The organism is Patulibacter minatonensis DSM 18081 (genome assembly GCF_000519325.1).
GTDB lineage: Bacteria > Actinomycetota > Thermoleophilia > Solirubrobacterales > Solirubrobacteraceae > Patulibacter > Patulibacter minatonensis.
Genome location: NZ_KI912613.1, coordinates 2,366,621 through 2,378,996 on the forward strand (window position 1 = coordinate 2,366,621; position 12,376 = coordinate 2,378,996).

General features: G+C 74.3%; 12 protein-coding genes. 5 read left to right on the forward strand and 7 right to left on the reverse strand.

Annotated features, from left to right (window positions below):
• The first annotated feature begins 22 nt into the window (after window positions 1–22).
• On the forward strand, window positions 23–1,204 hold the full coding sequence (locus PATMI_RS29190; RefSeq protein ID WP_051471361.1) for an NAD(P)/FAD-dependent oxidoreductase: 1,182 nt from the start codon (window positions 23–25) through the stop codon (window positions 1,202–1,204).
• A 224-nt stretch (window positions 1,205–1,428) separates the two neighbouring features.
• Here PATMI_RS29190 and PATMI_RS0110895 read toward each other — a convergent pair whose 3' ends face one another.
• A complete protein-coding gene (locus PATMI_RS0110895; protein WP_051471363.1) occupies window positions 1,429–2,046 on the reverse strand; it encodes an ATP-dependent Clp protease proteolytic subunit in 618 nt (205 codons plus the stop codon).
• A 120-nt stretch (window positions 2,047–2,166) separates the two neighbouring features.
• Here PATMI_RS0110895 and PATMI_RS37385 point away from each other — a divergent pair, with 120 nt between their 5' ends.
• Complete coding sequence (locus PATMI_RS37385; RefSeq protein WP_026910917.1) at window positions 2,167–2,664, forward strand: SRPBCC family protein; 498 nt, start codon at window positions 2,167–2,169, stop codon at window positions 2,662–2,664.
• Window positions 2,661–3,071, forward strand: a complete 411-nt coding sequence (locus tag PATMI_RS29195; protein WP_084269863.1) for an ArsR/SmtB family transcription factor — start codon at window positions 2,661–2,663, stop codon at window positions 3,069–3,071. Before PATMI_RS37385 ends, PATMI_RS29195 begins: the two co-directional genes overlap by 4 nt.
• Window positions 3,072–3,087: 16 nt before the next feature.
• Here the strand turns inward: PATMI_RS29195 and PATMI_RS0110910 are convergent, their stop codons facing one another.
• The gene (locus PATMI_RS0110910; RefSeq protein WP_026910918.1) at window positions 3,088–4,200 is read right to left on the reverse strand and encodes a medium chain dehydrogenase/reductase family protein; all 1,113 of its coding nucleotides are present in this window, start codon (window positions 4,198–4,200) and stop codon (window positions 3,088–3,090) included.
• 62 nt (window positions 4,201–4,262) lie between these two features.
• Here PATMI_RS0110910 and PATMI_RS29200 point away from each other — a divergent pair, with 62 nt between their 5' ends.
• Complete coding sequence (locus PATMI_RS29200) at window positions 4,263–5,087, forward strand: TetR/AcrR family transcriptional regulator (protein WP_051471364.1); 825 nt, start codon at window positions 4,263–4,265, stop codon at window positions 5,085–5,087.
• Between the two features lie 206 nt (window positions 5,088–5,293).
• On the opposite strand, the gene PATMI_RS0110920 is transcribed toward PATMI_RS29200, so the two are convergent.
• Complete coding sequence (locus PATMI_RS0110920) at window positions 5,294–6,541, reverse strand: acyl-CoA dehydrogenase family protein (RefSeq protein ID WP_036725694.1); 1,248 nt, start codon at window positions 6,539–6,541, stop codon at window positions 5,294–5,296.
• A 215-nt stretch (window positions 6,542–6,756) separates the two neighbouring features.
• On the opposite strand from PATMI_RS0110920, the gene PATMI_RS0110925 reads away from it, so the two are divergent.
• Complete coding sequence (locus PATMI_RS0110925; protein WP_026910920.1) at window positions 6,757–8,085, forward strand: J domain-containing protein; 1,329 nt, start codon at window positions 6,757–6,759, stop codon at window positions 8,083–8,085.
• 66 nt (window positions 8,086–8,151) lie between these two features.
• Here PATMI_RS0110925 and PATMI_RS0110930 read toward each other — a convergent pair whose 3' ends face one another.
• From PATMI_RS0110930 to PATMI_RS29210, 4 genes are all read right to left on the reverse strand, one after another.
• Window positions 8,152–9,096 (reverse strand): DUF7064 domain-containing protein, encoded by a 945-nt coding sequence (locus PATMI_RS0110930; RefSeq protein WP_026910921.1) that lies wholly within the window; start codon window positions 9,094–9,096, stop codon window positions 8,152–8,154.
• Entirely contained in the window at window positions 9,093–10,418 is a 1,326-nt protein-coding gene (locus PATMI_RS29205; protein WP_051471365.1) for a hypothetical protein, read from the reverse strand. Before PATMI_RS29205 ends, PATMI_RS0110930 begins: the two co-directional genes overlap by 4 nt.
• 5 nt (window positions 10,419–10,423) lie before the next feature.
• The gene (locus PATMI_RS0110940; RefSeq protein ID WP_036725697.1) at window positions 10,424–10,828 is read right to left on the reverse strand and encodes a PEP-utilizing enzyme; all 405 of its coding nucleotides are present in this window, start codon (window positions 10,826–10,828) and stop codon (window positions 10,424–10,426) included.
• Window positions 10,829–11,013: 185 nt separating this feature from the next.
• Window positions 11,014–12,273, reverse strand: a complete 1,260-nt coding sequence (locus PATMI_RS29210) for a PucR family transcriptional regulator (protein ID WP_051471366.1) — start codon at window positions 12,271–12,273, stop codon at window positions 11,014–11,016.
• Between the last annotated feature and the right edge of the window lie 103 nt (window positions 12,274–12,376).

The window sequence follows — 12,376 nt, forward strand, 5'->3', positions numbered from 1 at the left end:
TCCCCGCGGGTAGTTTGGGGACATGAGCCCCAAGCGCGCCACGCTCCGCGGTGCCGAGCGGACGTCGATCGACGGCGACCGCTGCGACGTCCTCGTCTGCGGGGCGTCGTTCGCCGGCCTGGCCGTCGCCCGCGAGCTCGCCGGGCTCGGCCACGACGTCCTCGTCCTCGATCGCTACGAGATCGGCGAGCGCCAGACCTCCGCCTGCGCGGTGCCGACGCCGTGGCTCGACGCGCTCGGCGTCCACGAGGCCCGGCGCGCGGAGCTGCCGTACATGTCGTTCACGACCCCGCACGGCAGCGCCCGGTACCGGCTCCCGTGGACGTGGACGAGCTTCGACTACCGCACGCTCTGCCACGAGCTGTGGGCGCAGGCGGGAGAGGCCCGGTTCCTCACCGCGAAGATCCAGGGCCGCACGCGCACCGCCGACGGTCACGTGGTCCACACCGACCGCGGCGACGTCTCCGCCCCGCTCGTCGTCGACGCGCTGGGCTGGCGCCGGACGCTCGCGACCCCGCACTACCAGCCGCCGGACGCGCCCCTGTCGCGCGGGTTGGAGGTCCACCCGCACGTCGATCCGGCCACGCAGGACGACGCGCTGGACTGCTGGGTCGACCGCTCGGTCGTGCCGCGCGGCTACGCCTGGCGGGTCCCGGCCGGCGAGGAGTCGCGGGTCGGCGTCGGCTCGTACGACCCGCACCACCACGTCAAGGAGCCGACGCGGGAGGTCGCGCGTCGCCTCGACGTCGAGGCCGTCCGGTACCAGGGCAACTGGTTCCCGCACAAGCTGCGCCCGGCGGCCGAGGACGACGTCTTCTTCTGCGGCGACTCCGCCGGACACTGCATCCCGGTCTCCGGCGAGGGCATCCGCACCGCGTTCCTCTTCGGCGTCCAGGCCGCGCGCGAGATCGCGAAGGTCCTCGACGGCGCGCAGACCCGGGACGAGGCGCTCGTCGCCTACGCCGCGTTCTCGAAGACGCGCGCGCCGTTCTTCCGCAAGCTGCTCCTGCTGCAGCGCGTGCTGCCCCGGATCCCGCCGCGCCTGTTGACGCTCGGCTTCCGGCTCGTGTCGCCGCAGTGGTTCATCGACCGCGCGTTCGGCTGGTACCTCGACGCGGCGCACCCGGAGCACGCCCTGCGCGACCGCCCGGTGCGCCGGTCGACGGACGCCGTGACGCCCGCCGCGCCGGTCGCGGCGGACTGAGATGGGGTGCCGGGGCGCTCCTGGCGGGGGCGCCGGGGACGGGGACGAGGGTCATCTCTGGTCGGTATCCGACCATCGGTGACCGTCGCGCGGCGCGCGGGCCGTCGCGGGTGGGGCGGAGGTCACTTCCGGTCGGTATCCGACCATCGGCGACCGTCGCGCCGCGCGCGGACCGCCCCGACTCCGGCCACCCCCCCGTCCGCGTCCCGCCTCCGACATCGCCATCACGCCAGCGCCGGCGTGCGCTTCCGCGAGCCCCCGCCCCGCTGCTCGATGACGTGGTCGATGAGGCCGTAGCCGCGGGCCTCGTCGGGGGTCATGAAGCGGTCGCGCTCGAGGTCGCGGTTGATCTGCTCGCGGTCCTGGCCGGTGTGGTCGACGTAGATCTGCTCGAGCCGCTCGCGGAGGAACAGGGCCTCGCGGGCGTGGATCTCGATGTCGGTGGCCTGGCCGCGGAAGCCGCCGGAGGGCTGGTGGATCATCAGCCGCGCGTTGGGCAGCGCCGCGCGCTTCCCTGCGGTCCCGCCGGCCAGGATGATCGAGCCCATCGACATCGCGATCCCGCAGCAGACGGTCGTGACGTCGCAGCGGACGTACCGCATGGCGTCGTAGATCGCGAGGCCCGCGTAGACCTCGCCGCCGGGGCAGTTGACGTAGACGTGGATGTCCTTCTCGTCGTCGACGGCCTCGAGGTGCAGCAGCTGCGCCACGACGAGGTTCGCGACCTCGCTGTTGATCTCGGTGCCGAGGAAGATCGTCCGGTCGTTGAGGAGTCGGGAGTAGACGTCGAACGAGCGCTCTCCGCGGGCGCTCTGCTCGATGACCATGGGGACGAGGGGCATGGTGGCTCTTTCGGTCGGTGCTGGTTCACGCAACTGATTGGTTGCGCGTCGAGGGTCGACCATACACGCAACTTCAGCGTTGCGTGTAGGCTTCCCCCGAAGCGATCGACCGGAGGACCCGTGGCGCCCCACCCCGAACCCGACAGCGAGCACGACGAGCTCCTCGCCGAGCCGTTCCCCGAGCTCGAGGCCGTCCGGCGCGAGGTCGTCCTCGACGCCACGCCCGACGAGGTGTGGGCGCAGTTCGAGGGCGACGGCGCCCTGGGCGGCTGGCTCGCCGACGAGGTCGACGTCGAGCTCCGCCCCGGCGCGGAGGGCACGGTCCGCGACGACGGCGGCCCGGAGCGGCCCGTGACGATCGAGGAGGTCGTCCCCGGTCGCCGGCTCGGCCTGCGCTGGCAGGACGTCGGCGACCGGCCGAGCCTCGTCGAGATCGGGCTCGAGCCCGTCGGCGGGGATCGCACGCGCGTGGTCGTCCTGGAGGTCCCCGTCGCCGTGCTGTCGCTCGTCGCGCCGGCCGCGGAGCGCGTCCTCGCGGTGGCCGGTCCGGGTGGCGATGCGCACGCCGGTGGTCCGGTGGTGCACGCGGGCGCCCTCGCGCTCGCCGGCGTCCGGTGAGCGCCGCGCCCGCGGACGGTGGCACGCGCTCGGCATCGTCGGGCGGGGTCCGGCCGGCCCCGACGGCGCGCCGCTCGTCCCGCACCGCCCCGGACGTCGGCGCGGTCTTCGGGGCGCTCGCCGACCCGACGCGGCGCGAGGTCCTGCGCCGCCTGTCGGGCGACGACGCCACGGTCACCGCGACCGCGCTCACCACCGATCTCGGCATGAGCCGGCAGGCGATCGCCAAGCACCTGCGTGCCCTCGCCGACGCGGGGCTCGTCGTCGCGACCCGCGAGGGGCGCGAGACCCGCTTCCGTGCGGCGCCGGGGAGCCTCGACGACGCGGTCGCGTGGATGGCCGAGACGAGTGGTCGGTGGGACGCCCGGCTCGAGCGCCTGCGCCGCCGGGTCGAGAGCCAGGCGTAGGGCCCGCCGGTCAGGCTCAGCCCTCCGGCAGCAGCAGCACCTTGCCGGTCAGGCCACCGGCCTCGGCCAGGCGCATCGCCGCCGCGGCCTCCGTCAGGGGGAACCGCGCGGCGATCTGCGCCTCCAGCGCGCCGTCCCGCAGCAGGGCGAACACACGCCCGAGGTCCTCGCGCACGGCGGCGCGGTAGACCTCGGGCTTCCGACGCCTCCCCGCCCACAGGTCGAAGAAGTGCGCGTCCCGGCCGTTGGGCAGGACCTTCCAGAGGAGGATCCGGCCGAGCAGCCGCAGGATCGGCAGCCGCGGGTTCCCGGGCACGTCCTTCGTCGACGCGCTGCCGTACGAGACGAGCGTCCCGCCGCGGCCGAGCATCCGCCACGAGTCGACGATCCCGTCGCCGCCCACGTGGTCGAAGACCGCCGCCACGCCGTCGGGGGCGAGCTCGCGGACCCGCGCCGGGACGTCCTCGGCCCGGTGGTCGACGGCGATCGCCCCGAGCTCCCGGACGCGATCCAGCTGCTTCGCGCCGACGACGCCGACGACGGTCGCGCCGGCGGCGACCGCGAGCTGCACGAGGAGCGACCCGACGCCCCCGGCCGCGCCGAGGACGACGATCGTGTCGCCGGACCGCACGCGTGCGGTCCGGTGGAGCATCCGCCACGCGGTCAGGCCGTTGACGACCGCGGTCTCCGCGGCCTCGGGACCCACACCGTCGGGGACGGGGACGAGGTCCCGCACGTCGAGCAGGACCCGCTCGGCCCAGCCGCCGGTCTTCGTCAGCGCGGCGACGCGGTCGCCGACGGCGACGGGTGTCCCGGCACCGCCGGTCGCGGCGGCCGTCGCGTCGAGCACGGTGTCGGCGGGGGTGCCACCGGGGCCCGAGGCGGGGCCGACGGCCTCGACGATCCCGACGAGGTCGTAGCCGGGCACGAACGGGAACGCGGGCTGGTCGTAGTACTTGCCCAGGCGCATCTGCTGCTCGGCGAACGACACCCCGGTCGCCTCGACGCGGACGACGGCCTGGCCGGCGGCGGGGGCAAGGAGGTCGCGCTCCCGGGGGCGGAGGGTCTCCGGCTCGCCGGCGGCCGGCAGCTCGATCTCGAGGGTGGGGGAGGACGCGGCGTCAATCATGTTAGAAGTTCTAACATAAGTGATGAACTAGAACAAAAATGAGGTGCTGTTACGATCGCGCCGTGCCGGAGCCCACGGAGACCCGCCGCGACCGCGTGCGCCGGCAGACGCTCGACGAGATCAAGCGCCACGCGCTCGACCAGCTGGCCGACGGCGGGCCGCAGGCGCTGTCGCTGAACGCCATCGGCAAGGCGATGGGGATGTCCGGCCCGGCCGTGTACCGCTACTTCGCCTCCCGCGACGCGGTGCTGGCGGCGCTGATCATCGACGGCTACGGCGACCTGACCCGCACGCTCGAGGAGGCCGCCTCGGCCGCAGCGCGCCGCCGGCCCGCGCGCCGGCTCCTCGCGATCGGCGACGCGTACCGGGACTGGGCGCTCCGGCACCGGCACCTCTACGGCCTGCTCTTCGGCCTCCGGCCCGAGGGCTACGGCGACCCCGACGAGGCGCTCGCCGCGATCCAGGGCTCGATGGTGGTCCTGCTCGAGGCGATCGGGGCGGTGGCGGCGGAGGGCGGGGTCGTGGGTGGTGAGGCGTCGGTCCCGGGGGGCGGCGCGGCAGAGGCGCCCGGCGCCCCCACCGCGCGTCGCGGCGGCCGCGTCGCCGCCGCGGCGGGCCCCGGGGGTCAGCTCGACGTCGAGCTCCGCCGCTGGGCGGCGGCCCGCGCCGCGACCGGCGGGACCGCGACCGACGCCCCGGGCGCGACCGACGCCCAGGCGCCGCCCGACGTCGCCGTCCTCCGCCTCGGCGTCCTCGCGTGGACGCGCATCCACGGGGTCGTCGGGCTCGAGTTCTCCGGCGCGCTCGGCGACATGGGGCTCGACGCCGGGCTCCTGATCGGCGCGGAGGTCGAGGGCATCGCCGCCCTCGCGCGCGGGGCGCGCTGACGGCCCTCCGGGAATGCCGCGCGCCCGGCGGGGCCGGGCGCGCGAACTGGCGTGGGGCGTGCAAGGCCCCTGCCGGCCCGGTCCCCCGGTGTCGCGGTGCCCCGCGCCGAGGGTCCGGGCCCCGGTGCCCGACCCGAGGAGAGAGACGGAGCGGACGGGCACCAAGACGGGGCGGCCGGCGCACGGGGCGCGGCCGCTGAAGCGGATCAGCGGTAGAGCGAGAACTCCGGCGCGCGGCGGTTCAGCGACCAGTCGCCGACCTCGCGGGCCTTGTAGGCGACCGGGTCGTGGACCGTGTGCGTGCGGACATTGCGCCAGTGGCGGTCGAAGCCGTAGGCGGTCGTCGTCGCGCGGGCGCCCTGGATCTCGAATAGGCGACTCGTGGCCGAGAGCGCGACCTTCGTGCTCAGGACCTTCGCCTCGTAGACCGCGACCGCGGCCTCGGCGCGCGCCTCGTCCGTGAGCTCCGGGCCGACGTCGAGCGCCGCCTGCAGGGCCTCCCCGGCGCGGTCGGCGAGCAGCGCGGCCGCGCGGACCTCGGTGACGATCTCGCCCAGGTGCTCCAGGACGTAGGCGTCGTCGGTGGCGACCTCGACGCCCGAGGTCTCCCACGCCGAGCCGTTCGCGCGCGCCCACTGCTGGGCCTCGTCGATCGCGCCCTCGGCCGTGCCGACGTAGAAGTTCACGAACGCCAGCTGCCAGTGCGGCGTCACGAGGGTCTGGTACGCCGACGGTGCGGCGCCGGCCGGGTAGCCCTCCTCGCCCGGCACGACCGCGCCGAGGATCTCGGAGCGCTCGACGCGGACGTCGTGGAACTCGACGCCGCCGGAGTCGGTCAGGCGCTGGCCGACGTTGTCCCAGTCGTCGCGGGCGACGAACCCGGGGCGCGAGAACGCGGCGCCGGGCGTGTCCGACGGCAGCGACACGAAGGCGAGCTCGCCCTCCAGCTCGACCGTGATCGACAGGTGGTCGCCGAGGCTCGCGCCCGACGCGAACGTCCGCGAGCCGTTCAGGCGGTACCCGTCGCCGTCCTGCGTGAGCACGAGCGCCGAGCCGCCGCGCGGGTTCTGCACGCCGCCCCAGAACGTCCGCTCGGCCGCGTTCGTCCGCGAGATCGCGTCGGCCTGCTCGGGCGTGCCGAAGAGCTGCGCCACGCGGGTCTGCGCGTAGTGGTACCCGAGGAGGTGGGCGATCGAGGTGTCGCCGCGGGCGATCCGGCGGACGAGCTGTGCGGCCTGGGCGAACGTCAGGCCGGCGCCGCCGTACTCGACCGGCTCCTGGGCCTGGAGCAGGTCGTGGCGTCGGAGGAGCTCGATCTCCGCACGCGGCGCGGCGTTGCCGCGGTCGCGCTCCGCGGCCGTCGACCGGAGCTCGAGCGCGACGCGGTCGGCCGCCTCCAGGAGCGCGTCGAACGCGTGGTCGAGGGTGGTCGGGGCGGGGGCGGTCGTGCTCATTGCTAGAAAGTAGATCAACTATTAGATGTTTTGCAAGTGGATCCGCGGATCGTGCGTCCCGGACGGCGGATCCGGTGCGGCGTAGGTGCGTTCGAGATGGCCCGCAGGACGACGGAGGGCCCGGCCGCCCATCGTCGCCGTAGCACCTCGTCGCCCCGTGCGCCAGCGTGACGAACCCGTGAAGCCGCGGTGCTCCGCGCGGTACTCTGGGTGCAGTGGCCGGTTCCGTCTTCGACATCGAGCACGCGCTCGGACTGCTCGAACTGCGCCCGCCGTTCGGCAAGCGCGACGTGCAGCAGGCGCGGCGCTCGCTCGCCAAGCGCTGGCACCCCGACCTGGCCCCGCCCGGCAAGCAGTTCGAGCACGAGCGCCACCTCAAGGGCATCAACGAGGCCGCCGACCGGTTGGAGCGCCTCGCCGAGGACTCGCACGGCGGCGAGGTCACCGCGACCGCCGTCAAGGTCAACGCCGCCGCCGCCCGTGCGGCCCGCGAGGAGGCCGGCCGCCGTGCCTACGAGGCGGAACAGCAGACCCGCGACCGCGCGAAGCACGACCCGTTCGGCAGCCGGACCCCGGACCACTCGGTCGTCCACCGGTACGCCCGCTGCGTGTCGTACCCGGAGTGGGGCGTCGGCAACGTCACCGGCGTGTACTTCACGGGCGAGGGCGACGAGATCCTCCAGTTCGCCCGCGTGTCGTTCCACCTGGGCGTCCGGACGGTCCCGGCCGGCACGCTGCAGTTCGTCGACTTCAGCAAGCCCGACCCCGGCGCCGAGCGCGTCCAGCGGTTCATGACGGCCGCGCAGCACGCGATGGCGGAGGGCGAGTTCGGGGTCGCGGCCAAGCGGCTGCTCTACGCCCGCGACGCCGACCCGGGCAACGCCGCGGTCCTGCGGATGCTGACCGTCGCGCTGCTCCAGGCCGACGACCTCCCCGCCGCCGCACGCGCCGTCCGCGACTGGCTGCGCGCCGAGGGCGAGCGGCCGGCGCCGCACCGCTTCGCGGCCCGGATCTACGAGGCCCAGGGCGCCAACCTCCAGGCCGAGGAGTCCGCCGCGCGCGTCGTCCGCCTGACGCCGTCGGACGGTGCCGCGTGGGCCCGCCTGGGTCGGCTGCGGCTGCGCCTGCACGACCGCCACGGCGCGCTCGAGGCCCTCGAGCGCGGCATGGCGCTCGACCCGACCGTCGAGGGGCTGCTCGACCTCGCGCTCGCCGCGCACCTCGCGGGCGACATCGGCCGGCAGGTCGACGCCTGCCTGCACGCCACGCAGCTGGCCGACGCCGCCGGCCGCACGCGCGCCGACGGCGACGAGGCCGGCACGGACGTCGAGGACGGCGAGGATCCGCCGGCGGGCATCACCCCGGCGCTGCGGGCACGGGCGTGGTCCCGCTACGCCCACGCGCTGGCGCGCACCGACCGCACGACGGACGCGCTGGCCGCCGCCGACCGCGCGCTCGAGCTCGCGCCGGACGACCGCGAGGTCCGCGACCTGCGGGACCGCCTCCGCGAGCGCGTCCCGCGCGAGCTGCAGACCGCGGGCTGAGCGACCGCGGCCCGGGTACGGGCCGCGGCCGGCGGCAGGACGCCGCCGATCACGTCCGTCCGGCGACTACCGCGCGTAGTGCGCCGTGATCCCGGCGTCGGCCTGGGCATCCTCGAGGTACTGCCTCGGCCAGCCCATCTCGACGTGCCCGATGCCGTCGACGCCGTCGATCGTGGCGACCATGGCGACCTCGTGCATCGTGCAGTTCGCGCTCACCGGGAAGACGAAGTTCGAGTGTCCTCGGTAGGTCATCGCGGTCCGGCGGCCCGCGTCGTCGATCAGGACGCCCCGGTACTCGGAGTGCATGATCCGCGGGTCCAGGTCGTAGGCGTCGTCCTCGAGACCCACGACCTCGGCGATCACGCCGTCCTTGTGGACGTACCCGAGGACCTCGCGCTTGCCGAGCCCGAAGGTCTCGATCGCGTGCACGGCGGTGCCGTCCGGCGTCTGCGCCCAGATCCACTTCCAGTGCTGGATCGCGCCCCAGTTGCGGGTGCCCCAGGAGTGGTCGCGGTGCCCGGTCTGCTCGAACGGGATCTCGCGGTCGCCGATCCGGAGCACGCCCTTCACCCACCCGGACTGCTCGAACCGGTCGTCGGCGAGGTACCACGGGCAGCCGCCCGGCGCCTGGCCGTAGTTGTACGCCTCGTGCATGCCCTCGAACGTGTAGGAGACGGACGCGGCCTCGCCGGCGAAGTCGATCGACGCCTCGACCAGCGGCTTGCCGTGGCGGACCGTGATCGCCCCGACCTGCCACGCGTCGAAGCCCATGTCCCGCGGCACGTCGATGCCGTCGACGACCTCGAAGATCGGGTCGCCGCCGACGCCGGGGCCGAAGACCGCCAGCGCGCTCCCGGCCTGCGAGGCGTCGTTCACCCACGTGTAGGCGATGAAGGCGACCTCGGCCTCGGGGATCCCGACGACGAACGCGAGCGACTCGCGCGCGTCGGGCTTGTGCTCGAGCGGGTGCCGGGCGTCGTCCGCCGGGTCCATCGCGACGACGGGGCTCACGACGACACCTTCGAGAGCAGCGGGAAGCCCTCACCGAGGAGGAACACGGGCGGCAGGACCTCTGCCGCGCCGCCGCCACAGAGGGTCGGCCACGCCTGCAGGGTCAGCTCGGACAGCTCGTCGACCTGGGGCTTGACGTCGTCCCAGACTCCGGCGCGCTGGGCGATCGGCATGATCATCTCGTAGGCGTAGACCTGCACGCCGTCCTTGATCTTCTGGTCGCGGTCCTTGTCCGCGATCGTCTGGTAGAGCGACAGCATCGTCGTCGAGCACTGCTTCGCGATCGCGAGCTGCTCGTCGGGACCGAGGCGACGCAGGCCCTCCATCGGCGTCTCCTGCTCGTCACGGGCGTAGACGGCGACCGCGTCCAGGTGCTTGAGGTAGTCGGCCGGCTTCGTGAACGTCGTGGAGATGTCGTTGATCGTGACCTCGAGCGGGTCGGTGCCCGGCTTGAAGGACAGGATCTCCGTGACCGCGTAGGGCAGGCCCTCGGCGCATGCACCCCACTCGTACGCGCGCTCGTGGAGGATGTGGTCGCGGACGATGATGAACCCGCCGTCCTCCTGGGGGTAGGGGCCCGTGTCGCACATCGCGGCGCGGTTGTCGTAGTGCAGGAGGAAGCCGAACAGCTCGGTCGCCCCGTTGAAGCGGCGGAACGCCTTGCGGACGTCGGGGTCCGCGAGCGGGTCGAGGTCGACCGCCAAGCGTGCGAGCACGTCGGCGTCGAGCGCCGGGCTGACGAACCCGCGGCCGGACACGAAGCCGCACCCCTCGCCCCACGTCCCGAACTGCAGGCGGCGGGCGAACTTGATGACCTCCTCGAGGTCCTCGCGGCGCGCGCCCGGCTCCTCCAGGCCCAGCTTCGCCACGATGCCGCGGCCGAGCATCGCGACCATCGGCGTCGCCCAGTTCCGGGTGACGTTGAGCTTCGTGCCGACCTCGCGGTGCGCGGTGCGGCCGAGCTCGATCACGCCGTCGACGCCGATCGCCTCGGTGATCGTGCGCATGATCCGCGGGTAGACCGACCAGTGCTGCACGAACGCGCAGGTCTCGTACTCCTGGCGCGGGATCAGGCCCGACTCGCCCTCGGTCGAGCGGTTGGCGATCAGCTCCCAGAGGTTCCAGGCGGCGTACTGCTGCCACCCGTCGATCTGCTCGTCGGTCAGGGAGTCCAGGCGGACGTCCTCCGCCGTGATGTCCATGAACGGCGTCGTGATCCGCTCCCGGATCTTCCGGTCGCCCGCGGCCCCGCCGGGGACCTCGGCCAGGTACTGCTCGAGGAACGGCTGGAACGCCGCGGCTGCGTCTTCGGCCTCGCCCATGGCGATCAGCCCTCCTTGACGTAGACGTCGGCGTTCGGGGTCGTGGTCGACTCCAGGCGGACGATCGACCCGTCGGCCGGGACGGTCTCGCCGGTCGGGAGCTCGACGCCCTCGGTGAACGCGACCGACATGACGCAGGGGATGCCGAACTCGCGCGAGACGATCCCGAGGTGGCTCTGCGGGCCGCCCTGCAGCGTGATCAGGCCCAGCGCGCCGCTCGAGAGCGCCGGCGCCATGAACGTCGTGGTCCCGCCGCGCGAGAGCACGATCGTCTCCTCGACGTCGTCGCCGTTGACGAAGTCGATGACGTCCTGCGGCGTCTCGAGCCACTTCAGCGGTCCCTCGACCGGCTCGGCCTCGAACACGTTCTGGCCCGTGCCGACCTTCCGGTACCCGTCCAACTGCCCCATGCTGACTCCTCGGTCTCCGGACCCGGTGCGGGTCCGCTGTGCCGATCCTCCGAGCCGGAGGGTGCGCGCAGCTACAAGCCGGGGGACAACGATCGTCGGACCCGGCTGCCGCTCCCGCCAACCGCGCCTTCCTCCCGCCGCCCGGAACGCGACCGATCGGACGTCGCGGATAAGGGGTGTGCTCCTCAGGTGCAGTCGAGGGTGCGGTCGATCAGGAGCGCGGCCTCGAGCTCGCCGCAGTCGTCCGGCAGCGGGCCACCCAGGAGCGTCTCGACCCGGACCAGCCGGTACGCGACGGTCTTCTGGTGCACGTGGAGCACCTCGCCGGTCCGGGCCTTGTTGCGCCCGCAGGCGAGGTAGGTCCGGAGCGTCTCGCGCAGACGGTCGGTCGCCTCCTCCCGGACGGCCAGCGCGCCGAGGCGGGCCTCGGCCAGCCGCCGCGCCCGGGTCGGGTCGGCGCACAGCAGGCCGGCGAGCTCGACGCGGCGGTGCGGGTGCACGTGGCCGGCCGACCCCGCCCCGGCGCGCGCGTACCGCTCGGCGTCCCGGGCCTGCTCGTGGGTCAGGCGGAACCCGGCGGGGCCGCGCCCGTCGTCGCCGACCCCGACCCGGAGCCCGTCGACGGTCAGCGCCGCGAGCGCATCGACCTGCTCCAGCGTGAACGGGGCCGGGGCGCCGAGCCACGCCCAGGTCGATCCCGGGACGATCGTCTGCGTGAGGACCGCCGTCGCACCGGCCGCGGTCGCGAGCCGCTCGATCGCGGCGCGCGGGTCCGCCCCGTGGTCCAGCAGGGTGACGACGACGCCGAGGTGGTGCAAGCGCACGTCGTAGCCCAGCGAGAGGCTGGCGGCGTCGACGTCGGGGTCGTCCCCGGTGAGGAGGTCGTCGAGGGCCTGCCGTCGCGACGTGCCGCCCCGCACCCCGCCGTCGGGGTACTCCTGCCGGTACCGCTCGGCCATCTGCTCCGAGACCCCGTCGAAGTACGTGAACAGGCGCTCCGACGAGTACCGCACGACCTCGTGGCGCTCCCGGTCGCCGAGCTCCGCGTCGCCGAGATGCTCGAGCCACAGCGCCGACACCGCGCGGTGGCCCATGCGGAACCCGCGGAGCATCGTCACGAGGTCGCCGCCGCCCGCGACCGCCTGGCGGATCACCTTGATCGTGCCCACCGGGGGCTCCGCGGCCCCGGGCACCACGCCGAACGCCAGCATCGACAGGATCGCCCCGACGTTCTGCTCGGTGCTCTCGCGGATCGCGACGAGCTCCTCGTCGGACCCGGACGGCGCGAGCTCGGGCACCGCGGTGACGACGTCGTCGACGACGCGGTCGGCCAGCTCCCCGATCCGCGGCAGGAGGTCGCGCGCGAGGCGCTGCACGAGCTCGGGGACGTCGAGCTCGGCGGTCCCGGACGCCCCCGGGCCTTGTCCCTCGGAGCGCACGGTCATGGCATCCGACGATAAACCGGGGTGACGGGCTGCAGGGAGAACGTTCGGGCTGGGCGGTTCCGGACAGGACGGTCGCGGCCGGGTTGTCGGCCGCGCCGTAGCC

What these genes read in the sequence shown, in the direction of transcription:
- PATMI_RS29190 (WP_051471361.1), top strand. Translation starts at nt 23, where the DNA reads ATGAGCCCCAAGCGCGCCACGCTCCGCGGTGCCGAGCGGACGTCGATC.
- PATMI_RS0110895 (WP_051471363.1), bottom strand. Translation starts at nt 2,046, where the DNA reads ATGCCCCTCGTCCCCATGGTCATCGAGCAGAGCGCCCGCGGAGAGCGC.
- PATMI_RS0110910 (WP_026910918.1), bottom strand. Translation starts at nt 4,200, where the DNA reads ATGATTGACGCCGCGTCCTCCCCCACCCTCGAGATCGAGCTGCCGGCC.
- PATMI_RS0110920 (WP_036725694.1), bottom strand. Translation starts at nt 6,541, where the DNA reads ATGAGCACGACCGCCCCCGCCCCGACCACCCTCGACCACGCGTTCGAC.
- PATMI_RS29205 (WP_051471365.1), bottom strand. Translation starts at nt 10,418, where the DNA reads ATGGGCGAGGCCGAAGACGCAGCCGCGGCGTTCCAGCCGTTCCTCGAG.
- PATMI_RS0110940 (WP_036725697.1), bottom strand. Translation starts at nt 10,828, where the DNA reads ATGGGGCAGTTGGACGGGTACCGGAAGGTCGGCACGGGCCAGAACGTG.
- PATMI_RS29210 (WP_051471366.1), bottom strand. Translation starts at nt 12,273, where the DNA reads ATGACCGTGCGCTCCGAGGGACAAGGCCCGGGGGCGTCCGGGACCGCC.